Annotated in this window: 24 protein-coding genes; 22 read left to right on the top strand and 2 right to left on the bottom strand. The window is 49.6% G+C overall.

Going from position 1 to position 24,924, the window contains the following annotated elements; translation table 11 throughout:
* Window positions 1-29 precede the first annotated feature (29 nt).
* Window positions 30-1,193 (top strand): DcaP family trimeric outer membrane transporter, encoded by a 1,164-nt coding sequence (locus ABY802_RS01135; RefSeq protein WP_372625168.1) that lies wholly within the window; start codon window positions 30-32, stop codon window positions 1,191-1,193.
* A 77-nt stretch (window positions 1,194-1,270) separates the two neighbouring features.
* Here the strand turns inward: ABY802_RS01135 and rne are convergent, their stop codons facing one another.
* Complete coding sequence (gene rne / locus ABY802_RS01130; protein WP_372625167.1) at window positions 1,271-4,591, bottom strand: ribonuclease E; 3,321 nt, start codon at window positions 4,589-4,591, stop codon at window positions 1,271-1,273.
* Between the two features lie 478 nt (window positions 4,592-5,069).
* Between rne and rluC the strand changes: the two genes are divergently transcribed.
* Window positions 5,070-6,023: a 23S rRNA pseudouridine(955/2504/2580) synthase RluC gene (rluC, locus tag ABY802_RS01125; protein ID WP_372625166.1), complete on the top strand. Its 954-nt coding sequence runs from the start codon at window positions 5,070-5,072 to the stop codon at window positions 6,021-6,023.
* A 1-nt stretch (window position 6,024) separates the two neighbouring features.
* Window positions 6,025-6,714, top strand: a complete 690-nt coding sequence (locus tag ABY802_RS01120; protein ID WP_372625165.1) for an HAD-IA family hydrolase — start codon at window positions 6,025-6,027, stop codon at window positions 6,712-6,714.
* A gap of 70 nt (window positions 6,715-6,784) precedes the next feature.
* On the opposite strand, the gene ABY802_RS01115 is transcribed toward ABY802_RS01120, so the two are convergent.
* Complete coding sequence (locus ABY802_RS01115; RefSeq protein WP_372625164.1) at window positions 6,785-7,390, bottom strand: nucleoside triphosphate pyrophosphatase; 606 nt, start codon at window positions 7,388-7,390, stop codon at window positions 6,785-6,787.
* 148 nt (window positions 7,391-7,538) lie between these two features.
* On the opposite strand from ABY802_RS01115, the gene yceD reads away from it, so the two are divergent.
* From yceD to ABY802_RS01020, 19 genes are all read left to right on the top strand, one after another.
* On the top strand, window positions 7,539-8,066 hold the full coding sequence (gene yceD / locus ABY802_RS01110) for a 23S rRNA accumulation protein YceD (RefSeq protein ID WP_372625163.1): 528 nt from the start codon (window positions 7,539-7,541) through the stop codon (window positions 8,064-8,066).
* Between the two features lie 15 nt (window positions 8,067-8,081).
* The gene (gene rpmF / locus ABY802_RS01105; RefSeq protein ID WP_019675618.1) at window positions 8,082-8,246 is read left to right on the top strand and encodes a 50S ribosomal protein L32; all 165 of its coding nucleotides are present in this window, start codon (window positions 8,082-8,084) and stop codon (window positions 8,244-8,246) included.
* A gap of 6 nt (window positions 8,247-8,252) precedes the next feature.
* On the top strand, window positions 8,253-9,293 hold the full coding sequence (plsX, locus tag ABY802_RS01100; RefSeq protein ID WP_372625162.1) for a phosphate acyltransferase PlsX: 1,041 nt from the start codon (window positions 8,253-8,255) through the stop codon (window positions 9,291-9,293).
* 6 nt (window positions 9,294-9,299) lie between these two features.
* Window positions 9,300-10,259 (top strand): beta-ketoacyl-ACP synthase III, encoded by a 960-nt coding sequence (locus ABY802_RS01095; RefSeq protein WP_372625161.1) that lies wholly within the window; start codon window positions 9,300-9,302, stop codon window positions 10,257-10,259.
* A 46-nt stretch (window positions 10,260-10,305) separates the two neighbouring features.
* On the top strand, window positions 10,306-11,247 hold the full coding sequence (fabD, locus tag ABY802_RS01090; protein ID WP_372625160.1) for an ACP S-malonyltransferase: 942 nt from the start codon (window positions 10,306-10,308) through the stop codon (window positions 11,245-11,247).
* Window positions 11,248-11,249: 2 nt separating this feature from the next.
* A complete protein-coding gene (gene fabG / locus ABY802_RS01085) occupies window positions 11,250-11,996 on the top strand; it encodes a 3-oxoacyl-ACP reductase FabG (protein WP_372625159.1) in 747 nt (248 codons plus the stop codon).
* Between the two features lie 127 nt (window positions 11,997-12,123).
* Window positions 12,124-12,360, top strand: a complete 237-nt coding sequence (gene acpP / locus ABY802_RS01080) for an acyl carrier protein (RefSeq protein WP_027670184.1) — start codon at window positions 12,124-12,126, stop codon at window positions 12,358-12,360.
* Window positions 12,361-12,440: 80 nt separating this feature from the next.
* Window positions 12,441-13,679: a beta-ketoacyl-ACP synthase II gene (gene fabF, locus ABY802_RS01075; protein ID WP_372625158.1), complete on the top strand. Its 1,239-nt coding sequence runs from the start codon at window positions 12,441-12,443 to the stop codon at window positions 13,677-13,679.
* Between the two features lie 97 nt (window positions 13,680-13,776).
* Window positions 13,777-14,583: an aminodeoxychorismate lyase gene (gene pabC, locus ABY802_RS01070; protein WP_372625157.1), complete on the top strand. Its 807-nt coding sequence runs from the start codon at window positions 13,777-13,779 to the stop codon at window positions 14,581-14,583.
* Complete coding sequence (gene mltG / locus ABY802_RS01065; protein ID WP_372625156.1) at window positions 14,577-15,593, top strand: endolytic transglycosylase MltG; 1,017 nt, start codon at window positions 14,577-14,579, stop codon at window positions 15,591-15,593. The genes pabC and mltG overlap by 7 nt, the downstream gene beginning before the upstream one ends.
* Complete coding sequence (gene tmk / locus ABY802_RS01060) at window positions 15,583-16,227, top strand: dTMP kinase (protein ID WP_372625155.1); 645 nt, start codon at window positions 15,583-15,585, stop codon at window positions 16,225-16,227. The genes mltG and tmk overlap by 11 nt, the downstream gene beginning before the upstream one ends.
* Window positions 16,220-17,143, top strand: a complete 924-nt coding sequence (gene holB / locus ABY802_RS01055; protein WP_372625154.1) for a DNA polymerase III subunit delta' — start codon at window positions 16,220-16,222, stop codon at window positions 17,141-17,143. The genes tmk and holB overlap by 8 nt, the downstream gene beginning before the upstream one ends.
* Window positions 17,131-17,457 carry a PilZ domain-containing protein gene (locus ABY802_RS01050; protein WP_290610616.1) on the top strand — a complete coding sequence of 109 codons (327 nt, stop codon included), beginning with the start codon at window positions 17,131-17,133 and terminating at the stop codon, window positions 17,455-17,457. The genes holB and ABY802_RS01050 overlap by 13 nt, the downstream gene beginning before the upstream one ends.
* A gap of 20 nt (window positions 17,458-17,477) precedes the next feature.
* Entirely contained in the window at window positions 17,478-18,260 is a 783-nt protein-coding gene (locus tag ABY802_RS01045; RefSeq protein WP_372625221.1) for a TatD family hydrolase, read from the top strand.
* Window positions 18,261-18,830: 570 nt separating this feature from the next.
* Window positions 18,831-19,514, top strand: coding sequence for a GntR family transcriptional regulator (locus ABY802_RS01040; protein ID WP_372625153.1), 684 nt, complete (start codon window positions 18,831-18,833; stop codon window positions 19,512-19,514).
* Between the two features lies 1 nt (window position 19,515).
* Window positions 19,516-20,406, top strand: a complete 891-nt coding sequence (prpB, locus tag ABY802_RS01035) for a methylisocitrate lyase (protein ID WP_372625152.1) — start codon at window positions 19,516-19,518, stop codon at window positions 20,404-20,406.
* Between the two features lie 50 nt (window positions 20,407-20,456).
* Window positions 20,457-21,584 carry a 2-methylcitrate synthase gene (gene prpC, locus ABY802_RS01030; protein ID WP_372625151.1) on the top strand — a complete coding sequence of 376 codons (1,128 nt, stop codon included), beginning with the start codon at window positions 20,457-20,459 and terminating at the stop codon, window positions 21,582-21,584.
* 5 nt (window positions 21,585-21,589) lie between these two features.
* Window positions 21,590-24,190, top strand: coding sequence for a Fe/S-dependent 2-methylisocitrate dehydratase AcnD (gene acnD, locus ABY802_RS01025; RefSeq protein ID WP_372625150.1), 2,601 nt, complete (start codon window positions 21,590-21,592; stop codon window positions 24,188-24,190).
* A gap of 552 nt (window positions 24,191-24,742) precedes the next feature.
* The coding region (locus ABY802_RS01020) for a PrpF domain-containing protein (RefSeq protein ID WP_372625149.1) at window positions 24,743-24,924 on the top strand (182 nt) is incomplete at its 3' end.

Below are 24,924 nucleotides of genomic sequence, written 5' to 3'. Positions count from 1 at the left end.
ATTACAATAATAAAGATGGAGAACTTCAGATGAGACAAAGAAAGATCCTAAGCACCCTTACTGCAGCCATTACCCTGGCGTTGTCAGCTGGCAGCGTGCAGGCCAATGGGTTTAATATTGGTGATACCGATGTTACCTTCGGTGGCTACGTCAAACTGGATGCTATGTATACCGACAGCTCCGATGGCCAGGTAGCAACCGGGATTGGTCGCGACTTTTACATTCCAAGTCTGACCCCGGTCGGCGGTGCTGATGAAGGTGGTACCTTTGATTTTCATGCCCGCCAGTCGCGTTTTTTCTTTAAAACCACCACCCAGCTGGAAAATGGTAAAACAGTAGGTGGCCACATTGAGCTGGACTTTCTGGCAACCTCTGGTGGGGATGAGCGAATTACCAACAGTTATTCGCCACGGTTGCGGCATGCGTTTATTACCTATGATGGATGGTTATTTGGCCAAACCTGGTCTACCTTTATGGATTTAAATGCGTTGCCGGATACCCTTGATTTTATCGGCAATACCGATGCGATGCCATTTGTCCGCCAGGCACAAATTCGCTACACCAATGGTAATTTTCAGGTCGCTATCGAGAACCCTGAAACCACGGTAACACCTTTCGGTGGTGGTGGCCGCATTACCACGGATGACAATGCCACACCTGATCTGGTGTTTAAATATGGCCAGAAAACAGAGTGGGGTAACTGGTCGGTATCGGGTTTATTACGCCAACTAGCCTATGAGACAGCCACTATTGACACCACGACCTCAGCATTTGGTTTGAGTGCGACCGCCAAAATTATGCTAGCCAATAATAATGATATCCGGATCACAGCGACAACAGGTTCGGGTGTGGGCCGTTATATCGGTTTAAATACGGCAAATGGCGGTGTGCTCGATGCAGGCAACGAGCTTGAAGCGATTGATTCCAGCGCTTTTGCTATTGCCTACCGGCATAACTGGAATAGTCAGTGGCGTAGTAATCTGGTGTATTCCATGCTAAGTGTGGATAACGACATTGCTTTGACCGGCGCTGGCGTGACTAAAACCACCAGCAGCTGGACCACTAACCTGATTTACCAGGCAGCGAAAAAGCTGATGTTCGGTATTGAGTACAAATTTGCCAACCGAGAGGTTGAGTCGGGGCTGGACGGTGATATGCATCGGTTGCAGTTCAGTGCCAAGTACGATTTCTAATAAAAAAAAACCAGCAATAGTGCTGGTTTTTATAATTAACAGTATCGAATAAAAGCCCCCTTTACCGGGGGCTTTTTCTATTCTGCTTTTTCTGGCTTAGTCATGGGCGCAGTAACGGCCTGTCTGGCAAAAGCAGAGCCGGCTGGCCGGTTTGAACTGCTGACCGCAGGACGCTCTGCAACCGGAGTTGCTGGCTTCGCTGCATCATTATTAGTATTGACCGAAGCTGACTCAGGAGCGCTGGCAACAGGCTTAGCCATATCGGCAACGACCATATTGCCAAAGCGGCTGCCGGATTTTGCTGGCGCAGCCTTAACTGCCACTGCTTTGGACGCAACAGCGTTAGTTTCTGCTTTTGGCTCTGCAGCAGCCTGAGCAACGGCCGGGGCCGCAGCAGCAGCTTCTACTGGCGCCAGGTTCAGCTCAGATTGCGCTGGAGCGTCAGATTTCTGTTTGGCCTCTGGCGCAGCAGGCTGTGCTTTTGGTGCTTTCTCCACATTGCCTTTCCCTGCTGTTTCAGCAACAGAGTCTGCCGTGGTTTCAGCTGTTTTACGTTTGCCACGCGGCCTGCCAGGTTTGGCTCTGGCTTTCGTCGCCGCTTTGGGCTTACTATCAACGGTTTCTGCTACCTCGGACGATGTTGCCTTTGCTGAATCATCCGTCGCCGTGTCAGCCGACGCCTCAACATTAGCAGACGTCTCAACAGCAGCAGAAGCCGCGTCCTCTTTTGTCGCTGTTGCCGGAGCGGCAGTGGTATCAGCTGTTGCTTCTGGCGTCGCTGTTACAGCTGCAGTTGCCTGAACATCAGCCGGGGCATCTGTTGCACTGTCCTGGCTCTCTGCAGCCGTTGCTTCCGCGCCTGCAGCGAGTTCCTGCTGGTCTTTCTTGCGTTTCTGACCAGCTGCACGTAAATGCCGTGGTGAGCGGCGATTGCGGCTGCGAGGTTCAGAACTTTCAACTTCTTCCTGTTCAGACGCCTCATTTACTGCAGGCTCTGCCGCGTCTGTGTCGCTAGCAGAGGTTGCAGTTATGGCTTGCTCTGCTGAACTGACTGTTGTTGTTTCCGCTGCGTTTTTTGTTACCTCACCTGCTGGCGTCGTATTTACTTCCGTAGCCTGGTGTGCAGTGGCGGTTGTTTTTGCCTCTTCAACCTTGGTTGCGGCAGTTGCAGCGCTTTGCTCCGCTGCGCCTGATGTTTCGGCAGGCACTGCAGAGGTAACCGTTGTCGTTTCAGCAGCTTGATTCAGCCGTACTGATTTACGCACGTTACGACGTTGCCGGCGCTCTGCTGCAACACTGCGCTCTTTGGGTTCATCAGCGCTTTCAGCTACTGTTGCCTCAGCACGTTCAGCTTGTGGCTTACGAGCGTCTGGCTGACGGGTACGTTCCTGCGCAGGGCGTGGGGCACGTTCCTGCTTTACCGGTGCAGCGGCAGTGTTAGTAACGGTTTCGTCTTTATCAACTGCGCGGTCAACCTGATCAGGGCGACGGCGCTTGTTATTGCGACGACGATTATTGTCATTTTTACCATCAGCACGGCTACTATCACGGCCGGAATCACGTCCCGAATCACGATTGTTATCTTTACCTGCATCACGGGCGCCATCGCGGTTGTTGCGGTTGGCCCTGCCATCCTCTTTCCGGGCAGTATGCTGCTGGCTTGGCGTTTTGCTGTGTTCAGTTTTAGGTTCGCTACCGGTAACTAACCCTTTAAACCATTTACTCAACTTGCTGAATAAATCAGGTTTAGGCTCTGCTACCGGAATACCCGATGCCGGAGCAGGCGCGGTGCGAGCTGGAGCTGACTGGGCAATATTGATTGCCGACACTGCTGGCTTTTCTTTTATTACTTCAACAGCAGGTTGGTAAGGCTTGCTGATGACTTCAGGTGCCTTGACCATGTTATAGCTAACATCATCAAGCTCTTCATCAATCCGGATCCGTGATACTTCGTAGTTCGGTGTTTCCAGATGCTCATTTGGAATAATGAAGATCTGAATACCATTGCGTTTTTCAATTCGACGCACTGATTCCCGTTTCTCGTTCATTAAATAGGTAGCAACGGATATCGGAACCTGAGCATGGATCTGACTGGTATTGTCTTTAATCGCTTCTTCTTCGATTAAACGCAAAATGGATAAGGCAGAGCTTTCCGTACCACGTATGGTGCCACGGCCATGACAGCGGGGGCAAACATGACCGGCAGATTCACCCAGCGACGGGCGTAAGCGCTGACGTGACATTTCAAGTAAACCGAAGCGCGAGATCCGGCCAATCTGCACCCGGGCCCGGTCGTGCTTAACCGCATCTTTCAGACGGTTTTCCACTTCACGCTGATGCCGAACTGGCGTCATATCGATAAAGTCGATAACAATTAAACCACCTAAATCGCGCAAGCGTAATTGACGGGCAATTTCATCTGCCGCTTCCAGGTTAGTATTAAACGCCGTTTCTTCAATATCACCGCCCTTGGTTGCCTTTGACGAGTTAATATCAATTGCAGTAAGCGCTTCGGTACCGTCGATAACGATAGAACCGCCTGATGGTAAGCGTACTTCGCGGCGAAATGCGGTTTCTATCTGAGTTTCAATTTGGTAGTGCATAAACAGCGGTACTTCGCCGTCATACATTTTTACCCGATGGGCAAAATCTGGCCGGAACTGCTGAATATAAACTTTGGCTTCTTCAAAGATTTTCGGGTTGTCGATAAGGATCTCACCAACGTCACGGCGCAGATAATCACGGATGGCGCGAAAGACCACGTTACTTTCCTGGTGAATAAGAAATGGCGAAGGGCGTTTAGCAGCTTCTTCGGTGATCGCTGACCAATGCTTTAACAAGGCTTTTAAATCGTAATCCAGCTCTTCATACGATTTACCTACCCCGGCAGTACGGACAATTAACCCCATGCCATCAGGCATTTCCAACTGACCTAAAGAGTCTTTCAGATCCTGGCGTTCATCGCCTTCTATTCTGCGGGATATGCCGCCAGCCCGGGGATTGTTTGGCATTAAGACCAGGTAAGAGCCTGCCAGACTAATAAAAGTAGTTAACGCCGCCCCTTTCTGGCCACGTTCTTCTTTATCGATCTGAATAATAACTTCCTGGCCTTCTTTAACCACTTCTTTAATGTTAGGGCGGCCATCAAAGCTATAACCCTTGGGGAAATACTCGCGGGAAATTTCTTTTAACGGTAAAAAACCATGACGGTCAGCACCGTAGTCAACAAATGCAGCTTCCAGGCTGGGTTCAACCCGGGTAATTTTGCCTTTGTAAATATTTGCTTTTTTTTGTTCATGGCCCGGACTTTCTATGTCCAGGTCATACAGTTTTTGGCCATCGACCAAAGCAACGCGGATTTCTTCTTCCTGCGTGGCATTTATTAACATTCTTTTCATTGTTGGGTGACTCTGTTATGCAGCCACAACGCAACCTTACTGGGCACCTGGGTGTTCAGATGTTATCAGGCATCAAATAATGCAATCTCCCGATTGGGATGCCTGAGGGAACCAAATTGTCACTATTTACAGTTATTCTGTTTTCGTTTGAATCTGAAACACACCGCCGTTCGGCGTTGCGTTATAGCAAATTATTCTTGTTGCTCAGGTAACTGGAAACTGTGTTTTGCCGTTATTGGTAACAGATTACGCAACATCACCTCAGGCAAATGGCTTATTTAAACGCCGGGGCTATAAAAACGTTGGTTTTCACCACGATTTCGGTATGATCACATCCCCTGACGGTGCCGCACAATTTCTCTTATGTCACTTTGAGCGCCCTAATTGCCACATTTTGGCATAATTAGCCGGGTGATTATCCCACTAATATGCACCGGATAGCAACTTAAAAGTAATTTTAGCAGAGTATTTAAAGCACATGGCAGATGAAATCAAATTACCGATACAAATGATTGAAATCGAAGATGATTTTATCGGTCAGCGAATAGACAATTTTTTGCTGGCACGCCTGCGGGGAGTGCCCAAAAGTGTTATTTACCGGGTTTTGCGAAAAGGGGAGGTGCGAGTTAATAAAAAACGTGTCAAACCTGAGTATAAACTGCAGCAGGCCGATGTCGTCCGGGTGCCGCCGTTAACCGTAACTGCAGAACCTGACCGGGTATCCGTTAAGCTTACCCTGGTAAGTGAACTTGAAGGTCATATTTTATATGAAGACAATGACCTGATTGTGCTGAATAAGCCATCCGGCATGGCTGTGCATGGCGGCAGTGGTTTACAGTTCGGGGTTATTGAAGCGATGCGTGCCTTGCGCCCGCAGGCTAAATTGCTGGAACTGGTGCACCGGCTGGACCGCGATACCTCAGGATGTCTATTGATCGCTAAAAAACGCTCGGTTCTGACCCACTTGCATGCCCAGCTTCGCGATAAAACCGTTGAGAAAAAATACTGGGCACTGGTTAGCGGCGACTGGGATAATAAAGTGCGTAAAGTCACTGATCCGCTGCGCAAAAATACTCTGCAATCAGGAGAGCGGGTGGTTAAAGTGGACGAGGTTAATGGTAAACCATCAGAAACCCGTTTCAGAATTTTGCAGCGCTATCAGGAAGGCACGCTGGTGGAGGCGTTTCCGGTGACTGGACGTACCCATCAAATCCGGGTCCACACTGCCTGCAAGGGACATCCTATTGCCTGTGATGATAAATACGGCGACAACGCCTTTAGCACTCAGATGCAGCAACTGGGGCTGAACCGGTTATTTCTGCACGCCAAAAGCCTGAGTTTTACCCACCCAAACAGTTTAACCACCATGCGGATTGAAGCGCCACTTGATATTCAGCTAGAAAGCGCTATAAGCAGATTAACGAGAAAGTAGTATGGTACAAATCGACAAGGCACACGGCAGTAACATAGAAAGTGGCATGGCAGAAGTCAATTTAGTCATTTTTGACTGGGACGGCACCGTCATGGATTCGATTGGCCGTATTGTATCATCAATGCAGGCTGCTGCCGGATTAACAGGCTTAGCAGTGCCGAGCAGTTACGCCGTTAAGCAAATTATTGGTTTAAGCCTGGACCCGGCATTTGCCGTGCTTTTTCCGAGTACGGATAGCACCCAGCGCGCTCAGTTGTTTGAGCATTATCGTGATCACTACACCATTTACGACACCACTCCGACCCCGTTATTTAATGGTGCTGAGCAGGTGCTGAAAACCCTGGCTGAACAAAATGTGTTGTTGGCGGTGGCCACCGGCAAAGCAAGAAAAGGGCTGGACAGAATGTTTGCCGAAACCGGTCTTGGCCATTATTTTGTTACCAGCCGCTGCGCTGATGAGGCAGAGTCGAAACCGCATCCGGATATGTTATTGCAAATAAGTCAGCAGCTGGGGATTAAACCTGCCAATGCCATGATGGTCGGAGATACCAGCCATGATATGAAAATGGCGCAGGCCATTGCGATGCCAAGAGTCGGGGTAACCCATGGTGTGCATGGGGCTGATGTGTTAAGTCAGTTTCAGCCCAAAGCGATAATTGACGATTTACCGTCGCTGTTAGCACATATATAGGATGCATAGCAGTGCGGCTATAACAGCGAGAATTAATCGCTTGCTGCGCTATGCCGGAACTGTTGGCTGCTTAGTGGCCGGCAGTTAATAAGTTTACGCCCTCATTGCGCAGCAGTTGCAAAAGCTTTATCAGCGGCAGCCCAATCAGACTGTTAGGGTCATCACCGCGCAGTGCACTAAATAAACTGATGCCCAAACCTTCACTCTTAAAACTTCCGGCACAATCCAGTGGTTGCTCGCGTTCCACATACGCTACTATCTCCTGCTGGCTCAGGGTCCGAAAACATACCGCAAACGGTTCTACCACCAGCTGACACTGGCCGGTTGCCGCATTAATCAGGGCCAGCCCGGTTAAAAACGTTACACTGTGGCCACTAAACTGGCTTAACTGGGCGATGGCATTAGCTACGGTATGTGGCTTGCCAATTATCTGGCCGTTAAATACGGCCACCTGATCAGAACCAATGACCAATCCTTCGCTGAGCGTAGCGGCAACGGCCTGCGCTTTTGCTCTGGCCAGGCGACGAACCAGCGCCGTGGCGTCTTCGTCAGGAAGCGGCGTTTCATCGGTTTGAGGTTTAACCGCGGTAAAATGAGGTGTTAATTTCGTCAGTAATTGCTGCCGATAGACCGAGGTGGATGCAAGATACAGCGCGGGAAGCGCAGAGTGATTCATAAAACTCCCAAAGCTGGCCAATAAAACGCTATTATGCCTCCTCATCACGTGTTGTACAAAGTGCGGTTTTTTTACGGGTAATAAAAAGCTGAAAAAACTGCGGGAACCCTTTGACAGCAGGGGTTGGGTTCTATATGATGCGCGCCTTATGCAAAAAGTGAAAATACCTGTTACGCTTGATCCGGTTAAAGCTGCCCAGAAACGGTCGGTGTTTGACGGCATAGTGCTGCTGCAAACCTTAACCCGGTTAACTGAGAGCCTGGTTGAAAAACAAGGTGAAGTGGCAGTAAGAATTGAATGCGGTACCGATGAGCAAGGTCTGGCTGTATTGCACGGCGAGGCGGCATGTCAGGTTGCTGTATGTTGTGAACGTTGTGGTGAGCCCATGACACTGGCGTTAAACAGTGAGTTTGTTTACACCCCGGTGAAAGGTGATGATGACGCGGCTTTGGCGTTAATACCAGAGCGTTACGATGTTGTTGTTCGCAACGAGCATGGCGAAATAAATTTACGGCAGTTGGTTGAGGATGAACTTATTCTGGCATTACCACTGTTTCCGATGCATGATGCAGCAGCTTGCCAAATCAACGCTGATGCGATGAGTTTCGGAGATATAGGGCCAGAACCAGAAAAACCAAACCCCTTTGCCATACTGCAAGAACTGAAAAAAAAGTGATTTAGGAGAAATACCATGGCTGTTCAGCAAAACAAAAAATCTCGTGCACGTCGTGACATGCGCCGTTCACACGATGCGTTAACTGGCCCTACGCTGTCAGTTGATTCAACTACCGGTGAAACGCACCGCCGTCACCATATTACTGCCGATGGTTTTTACAAAGGCCGTAAAGTAAAGTAAGTCTGGATGCACCTGGTGCAGCCATTAAAGATTAAACTTGCTTTAGATATGATGGGGGGCGATCATGGCCCCCATACTACTATTGCTGCCGCCCTGGCAGCGATTGCTGAATTCCCCCAGTTACAGTTAGTGTTGTGTGGCGACGTTGATATGTTGCAGCAACAACTCGTTTTTCATAACAGTTTTCCTCATCCTCAATTGAGTCTGGTCGCCAGCAGCGACGACGTTGGCATGGCCGATAAACCGTCGGTTGCCCTGCGCAGCAAACGTCAATCCTCCATGCGCAGAGCGCTCGATTTGGTAGAGCAGGGCGAAGTACAGGCGTGCGTCAGCGCCGGCAATACCGGAGCACTGATTGCCATGGCGCACTATGTGCTTAAAATGCTTAACGGTGTCGAGCGACCGGCATTAATCAGTGGCCTACCCAGTTGCAAGGGTAATCCGGTTTATATGCTGGATTTAGGCGCAACGGTAAATTGTGACGCTGATACCTTATTTCAATTTGCGGTGATGGGCGCAGTAATGGCCGAAGAGGTGGTGGGGATCCACCATCCGAAAGTGGCGCTGCTTAACATGGGTGAAGAAGAGATTAAAGGCTCGGATCAAATTAAGCGGGCATCGCAATTACTTACTCAGTGCAATGATATTAACTACATTGGTTATATTGAAGGCGACGATATTTTCTCCGGTAAAGCCGATGTTATTGTCTGTGATGGCTTTGTCGGTAATGTGGCATTAAAAACCTGTGAAGGTGTTGCCAAGCTTATATTACGCCGCTTTGAAACCAGTTTACGGCAACGGGTCAGTGCCCAATTTTTCAGCTGGCTGTTTAAACCTTTTATAAAAAGTCTTTATCAGGGGGTGAACCCCGACCACTATAATGGTGCAAGTCTGATAGGATTGCGCGGAATTGTAGTGAAAAGTCACGGAAATGCGACAAAAGACGCATTTTTAAGTGCCATCCGACAAGCAGTGCGCGAGGTTGAACGCCAGGTGCCTGTTAAAATAAAAGATCGGCTGGAACACGTATTAATTGATAAAGCATAGGTTCGCATGTACTCACGCATTATTGGCACCGGGAGTTACTTCCCGTCACAAGTTCGCACCAACTCAGATTTAGAAACCATGGTGGAAACCACCGATGAATGGATTATCGAGCGAACGGGGATAAAAGAGCGACGGATAATCGGCGCGGATGAGTCTGTCGCTACCATGGGTGCCCAGGCTGCGTTAAAAGCGATAGAAGCGGCAGGGGTAGATAAGAACAGCATTGATATGATTATCTGTGCTACGACCAGTGCGTCGCGGGCTTTACCCAGTGCTGCCTGCGAAATTCAACGGGAATTAGCCATTCCTGCTATTCCAGCCTTTGACATTGCTGCTGCTTGTGCCGGCTTTTGCTATGGCTTAAGTGTCGCTGATCAATATATTAAAACCGGGATAGCGAAACGCATTATGGTCATCGGTTCTGACTGTTTATCGCAGCTAATCAGCCCGGAAGACCGCTCAATGGTTATTTTATTTGGTGATGCCGCAGGGGCGGTATTGCTCGAAGCTTCAGAGCAGCCGGGTATTCTGTCGACTCATATTCACGCCGATGGCAAATATTCAGAATTATTATACGTCGATAACCCTATCCGCGGTGATGAAAACTCGGTACATAATTCCTGGGGTAGCATGAAGGGGAACGATGTGTTTAAAGTTGCCGTCACCAAGCTATCGCAGGTGGTTGAGCAAACACTCGCTGCCAATAATATGGATAAGTCAGAAATAGACTGGCTGGTGCCGCATCAGGCAAACCTGCGAATTATTTCGGCGGTGGCCCGCAAACTGGACATGTCGATGGATCAGGTGGTGATAAATCTGGATCGTTATGGTAACACTTCCGCTGCGACGGTGCCCACTGCGCTGGATGAAGCCATTCGGGATGGCCGGATTAAACGTGGCCAGACCTTACTACTGGAAGCCTTTGGCGGCGGGTTTGCCTGGGCATCTGCGCTGGTTCGTTACTGATTTTCTTTTCTGGTTTTCGTTACCGTTTTAATATGCAGGACAAAAAATGACTCAAAAACTTGCAATCGTATTTCCCGGGCAGGGTTCACAAAGTGTTGGTATGCTTGGTGATCTTTATCAGCACGACAGTGTTAAAGAAACCTTCGCCGAGGCCTCTGCTGCGCTTGGTTATGACTTATGGGCACTGGTGGCCAATGGTCCGGAAGCAGATTTAAATGAGACACACCGAACGCAACCCGCGTTATTAACAGCCTCCGTCGCTATCTGGCGCTTATGGCAACAGCAGGGCGGTGACATGCCAGTTTATCTGGCGGGGCATTCGCTGGGCGAATATTCGGCGCTGGTGTGTGCTGATGTGTTAAGCCTTGGTCAGGCAGTAAAGCTGGTTGAACAACGTGGGCACTATATGCAACAGGCTGTGCCGGCAGGGGTTGGCGGTATGTCTGCCATTATTGGTCTGGACGATGCTGCTATTGCCAACGCCTGTGCTGAAGCGGCGCAGGGTGAAATAGTGGCACCGGTAAATTATAATTCGCCGGGCCAGGTGGTTATCGCAGGTCACAAAGCTGCGGTAGAGCGGGCCGGTGAGCTGTGTAAAGCTGCCGGTGCGAAACGTGCTTTACCATTACCGGTCAGCGTTCCGTCACACTGCGCCCTGATGCGCCCGGCTGCAGAAAAGTTGGCCAGCGATTTAGCCGCACTGAATTTTAACACGCCGCAAATACCTGTTATTAATAATGTTGATGTCAGTATTGTTAACGGCAGTGCAGCCATAAAAGAGGCGCTGATACGTCAGCTATATAGCCCGGTACGTTGGACCGAAACCATTGAATGGTTGGCGAGTCAGGGCGTTACGGCGGTGATTGAACTCGGTGCGGGTAAGGTGCTAAGTGGCCTGATCAAACGTATCGATAAAAATCTTACAACCAGTTCAGTGTATGATCAGGCGTCGCTGCAGTCAGCATTAACTCAGCTTACACAGGAATAATTATGATAAATTTACTTTCATTAGAGGGCAAAGTGGCCCTGGTAACCGGTGCCAGCCGTGGTATTGGCAAAGCTATTGCTGAACAATTAGCCGCGTTAGGTGCAAAAGTCGTCGGTACCGCCACTACCGAAAAAGGGGCCGCAGCGATTTCAGCTTATCTGGCAGATAAAGGGCAGGGCATGGTGTTAAACGTGACTGACACCGACTCTATTGAACAATGTTTAACTGAAATTAAAAACCAGTTTGGCGAAATTGATATTTTGATTAATAATGCAGGTATTACCCGCGACAACTTATTAATGCGGATGAAAGATGACGAGTGGTTTGACATTATTCAGACCAATCTGACATCGGTATTCCGCTTAAGCAAAGCGGTGTTGCGTAGCATGATGAAAAAGCGTTATGGTCGCATTGTTACTATCGGCTCGGTTGTGGGCTCGATGGGTAACGCCGGCCAGACCAACTATGCTGCGGCGAAAGCCGGGGTGCTGGGCTTTACCAAGTCATTGGCACGTGAAGTGGCATCACGCGGTATTACGGTTAATGCCGTTTCGCCGGGCTTTATTGACACAGACATGACGAAAGAGCTGTCGGACGAGCAAAAAGAAGCGATTTTTTCACAGGTACCTGCCAATCGGCTGGGACAACCTGATGAAATTGCCGCGACAGTGGCTTTTTTAGTGTCAGCACCGGCTGCCTATATTACCGGTGAAACAATTCACGTTAACGGCGGGATGTATATGCTGTAAGCAGAGCAGGTTTGACCAGCAAAAAATGCTGGTAAGCATGCTTGCAACAATTGCTGCTTACGCATAAACTAGCGCCACACAAAATTGCACGAATTGTTGCGATTTATATGAGAAAAAGGAAGAAAAGATGAGCAACATCGAAGATCGCGTTAAGAAAATTATCATCGAGCAACTGGGCGTTAAAGAAGACGAAGTGAAGAACGAAGCGTCTTTTGTGGACGATTTAGGTGCTGACTCACTGGATACTGTTGAGCTGGTAATGGCGCTGGAAGAAGAATTCGATACTGAAATCCCTGACGAAGAAGCTGAGAAAATCACTACTGTTCAGTCGGCGATTGACTACATTAAAGCCCACGCTGAGTAAGCGAAAAGCTTGTAAAACGGGTAGCTTAGCTACCCGTTTTCGTTTCACGACAGATATAATTTGCTAAGACGGAGGACACGATGGCAAAACGTCGTGTGGTAGTGACCGGCCTGGGAATGTTAACGCCACTGGGCAATGACGTGACCAGCAGCTGGCAGGCTATGCAGCAAGCCAAGAGTGGTATTGGTTTTATTGAACATTTCGATACCAGTGCATACACTACAAAATTTGCAGGGTTGGTTAAAAATTTTGATATTGAGCCTTATTTTCCGGCTAAAGATGCCAAGAAAATGGACTTATTTATTCAATATGGCGTGGCGGCTGGTATTCAGGCGTTTCGCGACTCAGGACTTAAGATAACCGAGCAAAATGCCCCACGAATTGGTGCGGCTATTGGTTCTGGAATTGGTGGCCTGGGATTAATTGAAGAAAACCATACCAAACTGCTTAACAGCGGCCCCAAACGTTTGTCACCGTTTTTTGTTCCCTCAACCATTATTAATATGATCGCGGGTCATCTGTCGATCAACCTTGGGTTGCAGGGGCCGAATATCAGTATTGTTACCGCTTGTACCACTGGCGTACACAATATTGGTCAGGCAGCCCGAATGATTGCTTACGGCGATGCCGATGCGATGATAGCCGGTGGCGCAGAAAAAGCCTCGACGCCACTTGGTATGGGTGGCTTTGGTGCGGCAAGGGCTTTGTCTACCCGGAACGATGCCCCAGAACAAGCCAGCCGCCCCTGGGATAGAGACCGTGATGGTTTTGTGCTGGGTGATGGGGCCGGGGTGATGGTGGTCGAAGAATACGAGCATGCCAAAGCCCGTGGTGCAAAAATCTATGCCGAGTTGGTTGGTTTTGGCATGAGTGGCGATGCGTACCATATGACCTCACCACCAGAAAGCGGTACCGGTGCTGCGCTGTCTATGAAGAATGCCTTAAATGATGCCGGGGTAAACCCTGATCAGGTGCAGTATATTAATGCCCATGGTACTTCAACCCCAGCAGGTGATATTGCTGAGACCATGGCCATTAAATCCATTTTTGGTGCTAAACCTGAAAACCTGATGGTCAGCTCATCGAAGTCGATGATGGGCCATCTGTTAGGGGCTGCGGGCTCGGTTGAATCAATTATTACCGTGATGTCGTTACAGGATCAGTTGGTCACGCCAACCATTAACCTGGATAACCCAAGTGACGGTTGTGATCTGGATTACGTGCCACATACGGCTCGCCAGGCTAAGCTGGAGTATGCACTTTGTAACTCGTTTGGTTTTGGTGGAACCAACGGTTCTATCTTGTTTAAACGGATGTAACCGCATTATATCGACAACCAAGGCTGCCGCGGCAGCCTTTGTTTTATCTGCAAATTAAGGCATACTCGGCTTTATTTAACGGTTGTTATAGCGCTACGTGACCAACATTATCAGTCCAAACATAAACCCTGACATAAACCCTGAGATCAGCCCTAACGATCGCTGCTTTTTATATGGTGATGGCTTTTTCAGTACCGTGCGGGTGACCGCTGGGGTGCCAGAGCTATGGCCATTACATCTGGCTCGCTTACAACATACTGCAGCGCAGTTGGCGATTGACATTGCAGACTGGAATGTTATCAGCGAGGCGGTGGTTAACGCTATTGCCGCAGCGCACGTAGATAAGGCAGTATTAAAAATTCAAGTCTCGCGCGGCTCGGGTCAGCGTGGTTACAGCCCGGCTGGCATTGCGCCGGCCAGTGTCTATATTAGTCTGGGTAATTTGCCGGATTACAGCCGCTGGCAGCAACAGGGCGTAACGCTGGCACTGGCAGAGCTGCAGCTTGCTGTGCAGCCGGTGTTAGCCGGGCTAAAACATTGTAACCGGCTGGAACAGGTATTATTAAAGCGCCAAGCCAATGGCCGAGGGGTTGATGATTTGCTGGTATGCGATCAGCAGGGTTACGTCACCGAGGCAATTGCGGCTAACTTATTTTTGCATCGGGCCGGGCGCTGGTATACGCCAGAATTAAGCCGGGCCGGCGTTGCCGGTGTTATGCGCAGCCACTTGCTAAGCCGCCATCCCGACATTGAACAGGTCAACTGGCTGCTGAGTGAGCTAAACAACGTCGATGCCATGGTGCTTAGTAATGCACTGATGGGGGTAGTGCCGGTGCAATCATACAATAATCAGCCTCTTGACCTGGCGCTGGCCAAAACCTGGTGTAATAAGCTGTTATGCTGAAAAAAATACTATTGCTGTTGTTAGTCGCCGTGGTGGCGTTGGCGTTGTTACTTCGCCAGGGGATTAGCCAACTGGAGCAACGGCCAGTTGCACTGGCTGAGCCCTATTTTAAGCTGCAAGCGGGCAGCAGTGCCCGCGGCCTGTGCCAACAGTGGCGAGCAGAAGGCCAGCTTAGCCCCTACGACTGTTACCTGTTGCGCTTGTATTTAAAGTGGCAGCCTGAACTGGCTCAATTGCGCCAGGGTACCTACCGTACCCCGGAACAAGCCACGTTACTATCGTTGTTGCGGTTATTTGCCAGTGGCGAGGTGGCTCAGTTCAGTTTAACTTTTATCGAGGGCGAAACGGCGCAACAGGCCCTGCTGCGATTGCAGGGTGCAGAGTATTTGCAGCAGGACCTTAACAGTACAGAGCAGATGCTGAAGCTGTTAAGCTGGCCAGCCGACTGGGGAGCGCCCCCAGCGCATCCGGAAGGTCTGTTATTCGCGGATACGTATTTTTATACAGCAAACAGCGCGGCCAGTGCCTTGGTTCAACGGGCACAGCAAGCACTGCTGCGCCAGCTTGATCTTGCCTGGCAGCAGCGACAGGGTGAGCTGCCGCTGCAAAATCGCTATCAGTTGCTGATCATGGCGTCGTTAATCGAAAAAGAGAGCGGTTTGCTGGCTGAAAAATCGCTGGTAAGTTCAGTATTTGTCAATCGGTTACACCGCAATATGCGGCTGCAAACCGATCCTACGGTAATTTATGGCTTAACTGACTACAGTGGCCGGATAACCTATGCTGATTTGCGGAATCCTCATCCGTACAATACTTATCGTCATCATGGCTTACCACCGGGGCCTATTTCGCTGGTCGGTGCCAGTGCGTTGCAGGCGGCAGCACAACCTGATAACAGTGACTATTTTTATTTTGTCAGTCGTGGTGATGGCTCACATGTGTTTTCAGTGACCCTTGAGCAACATAATGCGGCAGTAAGGAAGTATATTTTGGGAAAAAATGATGACTAAGCCCGGCAGGTTTATTGTAGTGGAGGGATTGGAAGGTGCGGGTAAAAGCAGCGCGATAGCAACCATCCGCCATTGGTTAGAGCTACGTCAGTTAACGGTAGTCTGTACCCGTGAACCCGGTGGTACGCCGCTGGCTGAAAAGCTTCGCACCCTGGTAAAACAGGTTGATAACTCAGAGATACTCGCGCCACAAACCGAATTGCTGCTGATGTACGCGGCCCGGGTGCAATTATTGAGTAATGTTATCCGACCTGCGCTCAGCCGCGGGGAGTGGGTGCTGGCAGATCGGCATGATATGTCATCCCGGGCCTATCAGGGCGGGGGGCGCCAGCTAGATGAGCAGCTTATTAATAACCTTCGAAGTACGGTTTTAGGTAATACCCGGCCGGATCTGACGTTGTACCTGGACATCGATCCGGCAGTGGGCTTAAGCCGAGCTGCGGCTCGTGGCGAACTGGACCGGATAGAGCAGGAGCAACTGGACTTTTTTGTCAGAACCCGGCAAAAATACCGGCAAATAGCCGCCACCGAACCCGGTATTATTACCATTGATGCCAGTCAACCGTTGGCAGAAGTGCAGCAAGCCATTACTGACGCACTACAAAACCATTTTGCCGGCCACTCAGATGACTAAGTTGTATCCCTGGTTATTACCACAGTTTAACCAAATGCAGGCGCTGACCAGCAAAGGGCAGCTGGCCCATGCACTGGTGCTTACCGGGGCAGCGGGTATTGGCAAAGATATGCTGGCTAATGCGCTGGCTGCTTTGTTGTTATGCAAAAACCGCCAGCCTGACGGTGCCTGCGACACCTGTAAAAGTTGTTTGCTGCGCCTGGCGGGTAATCATGCAGATTTATTAGTGTTGCAAACTGAAACGCAGCATATTGGGGTTGACGCTATTCGCCAGCTTAATCAATTTACCTACGGCGCAGCCCAGCAACAAGGCTACAAAGTGGTGATTATTCCCGCTGCGGATACGATGACCGAAGCGGCTGCCAATGCCTTGCTTAAGACATTGGAAGAACCTCCGGCGGGTTGTTTTATTATCCTGGTGAGCAGTAATTATTCGCAGTTGTCGGCGACTATTCGCAGCCGTTGCCAGCAATGGCAATTGCATGCAGGCAGCGAAGCTATGCTGAGCGAATGGCTTAAAACGCAAAGTAACACGCCGCTGCCGCCGTTTTTGCTCGATTATTGTCAGGGCGCTCCGCTCAAAGCACTAGGCATGCTGAAAAATGAGCAAGCCGGCAGTCTTACCGAGATGATAGCATTGCTGGATGACTATTTTAGTGGCAAGCTACAGTTGGCTGCTCTGGTAAAGCAGCTTGATGGCAAAGCAGAGTTAAGCGGTATGCTGGGGTTCTATTTGCGGCAACGGCTGGCTCAGCCGGTAGACTTTTTGCGTCAGCAAGCCGTACTGACGGCTTATCAGCGTTGGTGTCGTGACGCCACCCGGATAATAGGGCAAAATAGTGCCTTAGCCTTAACCGGTTTATTAACTGAATTAAAACCCTTGTTGCAACATCAGGAGACGAAATGGAAGAGCTGACCCTGGGCTTTAGCGATAACAAAGAGTTATATCGCTGCTACATGCCCTTTTTTAAAAATGGTGGGTTGTTTGTTCGCTCGGCCCGGCAATACAAAATGGGCCAGTCACTGGCACTTAGTGTCACGTTGCCTGATGCACTGGAGCCGATGGTAGTTACCGGCAAAGTAGCCTGGGTAGCGCCGCATGGTTCGCAAAGCGCTAATCCTGCTGGTATTGGGGTGGCGTTTATCGATGATAAATCTAACTTATCCGGCAAAATTGAGAAGCTGATCGGCGGTATGCAAAACAGTACCGATCCTACGTATACCATGTAACTATTTTGTCAGAGGTTGTTTTGTTTGTAGATTCACATTGTCATCTGGATAGATTAGAGCTTGATAAACTTGGTATGACCCTGCAGCAGGTTATGGATGCTGCGCTGGCGCAACGCATTGAGCATATGCTGTGTGTGTCGGTCAGTCTGGCAGAGTTTGCTGAGATGGCAGCTAAAGTGGCTGAGTATCCGCAGGTATCGGTATCTTGCGGTGAGCACCCGTTGCATCAGACCGGCACGGTTGACCCTGAGCAGTTATTGACGTTATGTCAGTCAGCGAAGGTGGTTGCTGTTGGTGAAACCGGCCTTGATTATTTTTATGCGCCAGAGTCAAAACTGGCGCAGCAACAGGCGTTTGTAAGCCATATCGAGGTTGCCCGTAAGGTAAAAAAACCGCTGATCATCCATACCCGGGATGCCCGTAGCGATACCATTGCTTTGTTAAAGTCGCACCAGGGCGATCAGGCCGGTGGGGTGTTACATTGTTTTACTGAAAGCTACGAGATGGCCAGAGCCGCCCTGGACCTTGGTTTTTACATTTCTATTTCCGGCATTATGACATTTCGCAATGCCGACGAGCTTCGCGCAGTGGTTAAAAAGCTGCCGCTGGACCGGTTGCTAATTGAAACCGATTCGCCTTATCTGGCACCGGTACCGTTTCGCGGCAAAACCAACCAGCCAGCTTATGTCACCGCGGTGGCAGAGGCGATTAGCGAGTTGCGTGGGATCAGTGTCGATAGTCTGGCTGAGCAAACCACCGAGAATTTTTACCGCCTGTTTACGTTATGTAATAAGGCCGCGTAACGATAATAATCACCGTAACGATAAACCGTTATGACCTAACTTTTTTTCCTGATAAGCAGCAAGTTCTGCAGATAAAAGAAGCCCAGAACCAATCCGAATTGTTCTGGGCCTAGGGGAATGGCTCATAGGGAATGAGCCGTGCGCTATCGAAAAACTGTTACAAATAAAGTAAGGTAAAGTGTAGTAAACCTAATTCACTTTTTCCTGTTCGTCGTTGGCGTTTATTTACCACCAGCCATAAAGTTACCCACCGTTTGTGCTCAGGTTATGCCCAGCTTATCCCCTGATTTTGACCGCAGCATCGCATCGTTGCAGCCTTTGTCCTTAAATAGGGGCAAACTCTAGTTATAAGCACGTGGTATAAAGGTTATTTATTTAATGAAAATAAAGTCTAAAAAATAATTTATAAAGTCGTAACCGAATCCAGCCAATTCAGTTTTTAACCTGATACACCATTACCTAACCTCTACAACTTTAGGCGTATATTGTCGACAATCTATCTCGCTTCGGCTTGACATAGCCGATTAACAAGCTTAAAAAGACACTATTAAATATTTATGTCGACAATATATGTATCAAGCTCATCCTGCTTTGCGACAACCTGTTACTGCAGCCGACCGGGTTTTACTGGAAATACAGCGCGCCATTGTCGAAGGTGATATTGCGCCTGGCAGCAAAATAAGTGAACCCGAGCTGGCGCGACGCTTTGATTTAAGCCGGGCACCGCTGCGCGAAGCGTTGGCGCGGCTGGAGCGTTGTCATTTAATTGAACGCATTCCTAATGCCGGTGCCAGAGTGGTGAGGTTGTCGACAAGCGGATTATTGGCGCTTTATCAGTTGCGGGAAAATCTGGAAGGGCTGGCGTGTAAGCTGGCGGCTGAGCACATGACCGACGCTGAGATAACCGAAGTGCGTCAATTGCTGGATCAGCATTTGACATCGCAAAGGGTGCGGGAGGGCGAAAGTTATTACCAGGAAGCGGGCGATCTGGATTTTCATTACCGAGTGATCCTGGGAAGCAAAAACAGTTATTTAATTAATATTTTATGTGACGAGTTGTACTACCTGGTCAGAATGTACCGGGTACAACTGGGTATGAATGGGCCGCGAGTGTCCCGTGCGTTTGATGAACATAAAGCTATTATTAATGCCATTGCCAACCGTGACGGTGAGCTGGCTGACTTATTAATGCGCCGCCATATAGCAGCATCGCGGCGTAACATTGAACAACAACTTGAACAAATGGGAACCTGATATGGCTAACACACTTTCTGCCGGCGCTAAGTTCCGCGCGGCTATTACTGCAAACCAACCGTTACAAATTGTCGGTACCATAAACGCCTATACCGCAATGATGGCCGAGCGTTGTGGTCATCAGGCTATTTACCTCTCTGGTGCAGGGGTGGCCAATGCCTCCTTTGGTTTGCCAGACTTAGGTATGACATCGTTAAACGACGTATGTGAAGACATCAGACGGATCACCGCTGCGACCAGCGTACCTTTATTAGTGGATGCGGATACTGGCTGGGGCGGTGCTTTTAACATAGCCCGCACCGTTAAGGAAATGAGCCGGGCGGGTGCAGCCGGTTTTCATATTGAAGATCAGGTCGCGCAAAAGCGTTGTGGTCACCGGCCTAATAAAGAAATTGTCAGCCTGAATGAAATGGTCGACCGGGTTAAAGCCAGTGTTGATGCGCGTGATGACGAAAACTTTTTTATCATGGCCCGCACCGATGCGCTGGCGCAACAAGGTATTGATGCGGCGCTGGAGCGCGCTCTGGCCTGCGAAGCCGCCGGCGCCGATGCCATTTTTGCCGAAGCCGTGCATACCCTGGAGCAATATCAGGCTTTTACCAAGGCATTAAAAATACCGGTACTGGCAAATATTACCGAGTTTGGCCAGACTCCGCTGTTTAATAAAGCCGAGTTGGCCAGCGTTGGGGTAGCTATGGTGCTGTACCCGCTAAGTGCGTTTAGGGCTATGAATAAAGCGGCGTTAAATGTCTACCAGTCTATTTTGGACAATGGCGATCAGAAAGCGGTGGTGGAAACCATGCAAACCCGTGCTGAATTATATGACTTTTTAAATTACCACAGCTTCGAGCAAAAACTTGATGCGCTGTTTAGCGACGGTAAAAACAAGTAAGCCAGCAGCAGAGCGTTAACAGATTAATTAGCAAAGAATTGGAGTAGAAAATGGCAAATGCAAAACAGTTATCAGGCGCAGGTTTGCGCGGGCAGGTTGCGGGTAAAACGGCGTTATCAACCGTGGGTAAAAGCGGTTCGGGGTTAACCTATCGTGGTTACGATGTAAAAGATTTAGCGGCAAACTGTGAGTTTGACGAAGTGGCGTTTTTAATTTTAAAAGGCGAACTGCCGAATAAGAGTGAGCTGGCGCAGTACAAAACTAAACTTAAAAAAATGCGGGCGCTGCCACAAGCACTAAAAGATGTATTAGAGCGCATTCCGGCATCGGCTCACCCGATGGATGTGATGCGCACCGGCTGCTCTATGCTGGGTAATCTGGAGACAGAGCAGAATTTTGGCGAGCAACAGGATGCAACGGATCGGATGCTGGCGGTGTTCCCGGGTATGGTGAACTACTGGTACAACTACAGCCACCACAACAAAAAAATTGAAGTAGAAACCGACGCTAATTCAACCGCTGAGCAATTTTTATGGACCTTGCATGGTGAAAAACCAACGGCGCTGCACACTCAGGTGATGGAATCGTCACTGATTTTATATGCTGAGCACGAGTTTAACGCCTCTACCTTTACCGCCCGGGTTTGTGCCTCTACTCTTAGTGATATGCATTCGTGCGTGACCGGCGCTATTGGTTCACTACGGGGGCCGCTGCATGGTGGCGCCAACGAAGCGGCAATGGAACTGATTGAAAATATGCAAAGCCCGGACGATGCCGAACAAAAACTGCTTGGCATGCTAGAGCGCAAAGAAAAAATTATGGGTTTTGGTCATGCGGTGTATTCCGAGTCTGATCCGCGTAATGCGGTGATCAAAGCCTGGTCAGAAAAACTCGCTAAGGCCAATGGTGATACCCGCTTATATGATGTATCTGAGCGGTGCGAAGCGGTAATGTGGCGCGAGAAAAAGCTGTTTTGTAATGCCGATTTTTTCCATGCCTCTGCTTACAATTATATGGGTATTCCCACCAAACTGTTTACGCCAATTTTTGTTTGCAGCCGCTTAACGGGTTGGGCCGCACACGTAATGGAACAGCGCGCGGATAACCGGATCATCCGGCCAAGTGCCGACTATGTTGGCGTAGAGCCGCGCAGCGTTAAACCAATTAATGAACGGTAATAGCAATGAATAACGACTTTCGTAAAAAATTGCCTGGCACAACGCTTGAGTATTTTGATACTCAGGCTGCGGTAGATGCTATTGAACCTGGCGCCTATGCCAAACTGCCCTATACCTCGCGGGTATTTGCCGAAAACCTGGTACGCCGTTGCGATCCTGCGATGTTAACAGACTCGTTAAAGCAGTTTATTTATCGCAAAAACGATCTGGATTTCCCGTGGTATCCTGCGCGGGTAGTGTGCCACGATATTCTAGGCCAGACGGCTTTAGTTGATTTAGCCGGCTTACGTGACGCTATAGCTGAGCAGGGCGGCGATCCGGCTAAGGTAAACCCAGTGGTGCCAACCCAGCTTATTGTCGATCATTCTTTAGCGGTAGAACATGCCGGTTTTGAGAAAGACGCGTTTGAAAAAAACCGCAGTATTGAAGACAGACGCAACGACGATCGGTTTCACTTTATTAACTGGACTAAAAAAGCCTTTAAAAATGTCGACGTTATCCCACCAGGTAACGGCATTATGCACCAGATCAATTTAGAGCGGATGTCGCCGGTAGTGCATAGTCTGGACGGTGTCGCCTTCCCCGATACCTTAGTGGGTACCGACAGCCATACGCCGCATGTTGATGCGCTCGGTGTAATTGCCATCGGGGTTGGTGGTTTAGAAGCCGAAAGCGTGATGCTCGGCCGGGCCAGCTGGATGCGCCTGCCAGATATTATTGGCGTAGAGCTAACCGGTAAAGCCCAACCCGGCATTATGGCGACTGATATTGTACTGGCATTAACCGAGTTTTTGCGTAAGCAAAAAGTGGTATCCAGTTACCTGGAGTTTTATGGAGAAGGTGCCAGCAGCTTAAGTTTAGGTGACAGAGCCACCATCTCTAACATGACACCCGAGTATGGCGCTACTGCTGCGATGTTTTATATTGATCAGCAAACGCTGGATTATTTAACCCTGACCGGCCGTGAGGCCAAGCAGGTACAGCTGGTTGAAACCTATGCCAAAACCGCAGGTTTATGGGCAGATAGTTTAACAACTGCGCAATACGAGCGGGTACTAAAGTTTGATTTATCCAGCGTTGGCCGTACCATGGCCGGACCATCCAACCCACATGCGCGCCTGGCAACCAGTGATTTAGCAGCGCGAGGCATCGCCGGTAAATATGAAATTGAAGAGGGCAAAATGCCCGATGGTGCGGTGATTATCGCCGCTATTACCAGCTGTACCAATACTTCTAACCCACGCAATGTTATTGCGGCCGGTTTGTTGGCCCGTAATGCTAACGCCAAAGGGTTAACCCGCAAGCCGTGGGTGAAAACCTCACTGGCGCCTGGCTCTAAAGCGGTGCAGTTGTATCTGGAAGAAGGCGCTTTGTTGCCTGAGCTGGAGCAACTGGGTTTTGGTATTGTTGGCTTTGCCTGTACCACCTGTAATGGTATGAGCGGTGCGCTCGACCCGGTTATCCAAAAAGAAGTGATTGAACGTGATTTATACGCCACCGCCGTGTTATCGGGTAACCGTAACTTTGATGGGCGTATTCATCCGTATGCCAAGCAGGCGTTTTTAGCCTCACCGGCATTAGTGGTGGCCTATGCCATAGCCGGCACGATTCGCTTCGATATTGAGAAAGATATTCTGGGTTATGATGATCAAGGTAATGGCATTACCTTAAAAGACATCTGGCCGGATGATGCAGAAATTGATGCCATGGTGGCCAAGAGCGTTAAGCCTGAGCAATTCAGACGGGTATATGAGCCAATGTTTAATGTCGCCGTCGATTTTGGTGAGCAAATAAGCCCGTTGTACGATTGGCGGCCACAAAGTACCTATATTCGCCGGCCACCTTACTGGGAAACGGAAGGCGAGGGAGCCATTGCCGGCGAGCGCAGTTTAACCGGGATGCGGCCTTTGGCGGTGCTTGGTGACAACATTACTACCGACCATTTATCGCCGTCGAACGCTATTATGCTGGACAGTGCGGCGGGTGAATACCTGCATAAAATGGGCTTGCCGGAAGAAGACTTTAACTCTTATGCCACCCACCGTGGTGATCACTTAACGGCACAGCGAGCCACCTTCGCTAACCCGAAGCTGATTAATGAAATGGCAGTGGTAGATGGTAAAGTAAAACAAGGCTCGTTAACCCGGCTGGAACCCGAAGGCAAAGTAGTGCGCATGTGGGAAGCGATTGAAACCTATATGCAGCGCAACCAACCGCTAATTATCGTGGCCGGTGCTGATTACGGCCAGGGGTCATCGCGCGACTGGGCAGCGAAAGGTGTTCGATTAGCGGGTGTTGAAGCGATTGCTGCTGAGGGCTTTGAGCGTATTCACCGTACTAATTTAATTGGTATGGGCGTATTGCCGCTGGAGTTTAAAGCGGGTACCACCCGGCAAACGCTGCAACTGAATGGTACTGAAACCTATGATGTCAAAGGTGAGCGCAAGCCGCGGGCAACCTTAACCCTGGTTATTCACCGTAACAATGGTGAAACGCTTGAAGTGCCAATGACCTGCCGGCTGGATACTGCAGAAGAGCTGTCTATTTATGAAGCAGGCGGTGTGTTGCAGCGCTTCGCGCAGGACTTTTTGCAGGGTGCAGTTTAACGAATAGCAAGAAGCCGTTTAGGCTTCGGTTGCAACTCCCCGAAAAGCTCGCCACAGCAATTACGCTGGTCAATCCTGCCCATCGCCGGAGGCCAGCCAGAGGCTGTTCAAATTCGTTCCAGACGAATTTGTCACTTCGCTGTTGGCGCGCTCACTCAGACACTCTGTGTCGACTTTTCTGGGATTCCAACCTGCGCTATCAAGTTAAGCTGACATCGACAAGGGAGGGCCGATGCCTCTTTATGTCATCACAGAGTGTCTGAGCCCTGCCGTAGGCATTGGGGCGAGTTGCTGTGATGAGCAGAAAGAGGTTGTCGGCCCGGACTAAGCAAATTTCGTAACAAGAGATCAGTACTTATGTCTGTTCCACAAATTAAAATTTCAGCCACTTATATGCGGGGCGGTGAAATTTTTTACCGGAGAAAGCTGCTCCTGCAGTTTTCTCCTTTCACTGCGGAAAAATGCGATTTTTCCTTGCTCGCAGGCACTAATGTGCCTGGCGGTAGTTCCCTCTACCGCAGAGGTTCCGCTTTTTTCGCTGTAGGAGGTTAAATGTTTGCACCACAAATAAAAATTCCAGCCACTTATATGCGGGGCGGAACCTCTAAAGGGGTGTTTTTTAAGCTGGATGATTTACCAGAAGCGGCGCAGCAGCCTGGCTCAGCCCGCGACAAACTATTGTTACGGGTGATTGGCAGCCCCGACCCTTATGGTAAACACACTGATGGTATGGG

The organism is Arsukibacterium sp. (assembly GCF_041616895.1).
Classification (GTDB): domain Bacteria; phylum Pseudomonadota; class Gammaproteobacteria; order Enterobacterales; family Alteromonadaceae; genus Alishewanella.
The sequence above is the reverse complement of the archived record's forward strand: the minus strand, read 5'-3'. Positions and strand labels throughout refer to the sequence as shown.

What these genes read in the sequence shown, in the direction of transcription:
- mltG (WP_372625156.1), top strand. Translation starts at nt 14,577, where the DNA reads ATGCTGAAAAAAATACTATTGCTGTTGTTAGTCGCCGTGGTGGCGTTG.
- ABY802_RS01040 (WP_372625153.1), top strand. Translation starts at nt 18,831, where the DNA reads ATGTATCAAGCTCATCCTGCTTTGCGACAACCTGTTACTGCAGCCGAC.
- holB (WP_372625154.1), top strand. Translation starts at nt 16,220, where the DNA reads ATGACTAAGTTGTATCCCTGGTTATTACCACAGTTTAACCAAATGCAG.
- rpmF (WP_019675618.1), top strand. Translation starts at nt 8,082, where the DNA reads ATGGCTGTTCAGCAAAACAAAAAATCTCGTGCACGTCGTGACATGCGC.
- fabF (WP_372625158.1), top strand. Translation starts at nt 12,441, where the DNA reads ATGGCAAAACGTCGTGTGGTAGTGACCGGCCTGGGAATGTTAACGCCA.
- prpB (WP_372625152.1), top strand. Translation starts at nt 19,516, where the DNA reads ATGGCTAACACACTTTCTGCCGGCGCTAAGTTCCGCGCGGCTATTACT.
- prpC (WP_372625151.1), top strand. Translation starts at nt 20,457, where the DNA reads ATGGCAAATGCAAAACAGTTATCAGGCGCAGGTTTGCGCGGGCAGGTT.
- tmk (WP_372625155.1), top strand. Translation starts at nt 15,583, where the DNA reads ATGATGACTAAGCCCGGCAGGTTTATTGTAGTGGAGGGATTGGAAGGT.
- ABY802_RS01050 (WP_290610616.1), top strand. Translation starts at nt 17,131, where the DNA reads ATGGAAGAGCTGACCCTGGGCTTTAGCGATAACAAAGAGTTATATCGC.
- fabD (WP_372625160.1), top strand. Translation starts at nt 10,306, where the DNA reads ATGACTCAAAAACTTGCAATCGTATTTCCCGGGCAGGGTTCACAAAGT.
- plsX (WP_372625162.1), top strand. Translation starts at nt 8,253, where the DNA reads ATGCACCTGGTGCAGCCATTAAAGATTAAACTTGCTTTAGATATGATG.
- rne (WP_372625167.1), bottom strand. Translation starts at nt 4,591, where the DNA reads ATGAAAAGAATGTTAATAAATGCCACGCAGGAAGAAGAAATCCGCGTT.
- rluC (WP_372625166.1), top strand. Translation starts at nt 5,070, where the DNA reads ATGGCAGATGAAATCAAATTACCGATACAAATGATTGAAATCGAAGAT.
- acnD (WP_372625150.1), top strand. Translation starts at nt 21,590, where the DNA reads ATGAATAACGACTTTCGTAAAAAATTGCCTGGCACAACGCTTGAGTAT.
- ABY802_RS01115 (WP_372625164.1), bottom strand. Translation starts at nt 7,390, where the DNA reads ATGAATCACTCTGCGCTTCCCGCGCTGTATCTTGCATCCACCTCGGTC.
- ABY802_RS01095 (WP_372625161.1), top strand. Translation starts at nt 9,300, where the DNA reads ATGTACTCACGCATTATTGGCACCGGGAGTTACTTCCCGTCACAAGTT.
- fabG (WP_372625159.1), top strand. Translation starts at nt 11,250, where the DNA reads ATGATAAATTTACTTTCATTAGAGGGCAAAGTGGCCCTGGTAACCGGT.
- acpP (WP_027670184.1), top strand. Translation starts at nt 12,124, where the DNA reads ATGAGCAACATCGAAGATCGCGTTAAGAAAATTATCATCGAGCAACTG.
- ABY802_RS01120 (WP_372625165.1), top strand. Translation starts at nt 6,025, where the DNA reads ATGGTACAAATCGACAAGGCACACGGCAGTAACATAGAAAGTGGCATG.
- yceD (WP_372625163.1), top strand. Translation starts at nt 7,539, where the DNA reads ATGCAAAAAGTGAAAATACCTGTTACGCTTGATCCGGTTAAAGCTGCC.
- ABY802_RS01135 (WP_372625168.1), top strand. Translation starts at nt 30, where the DNA reads ATGAGACAAAGAAAGATCCTAAGCACCCTTACTGCAGCCATTACCCTG.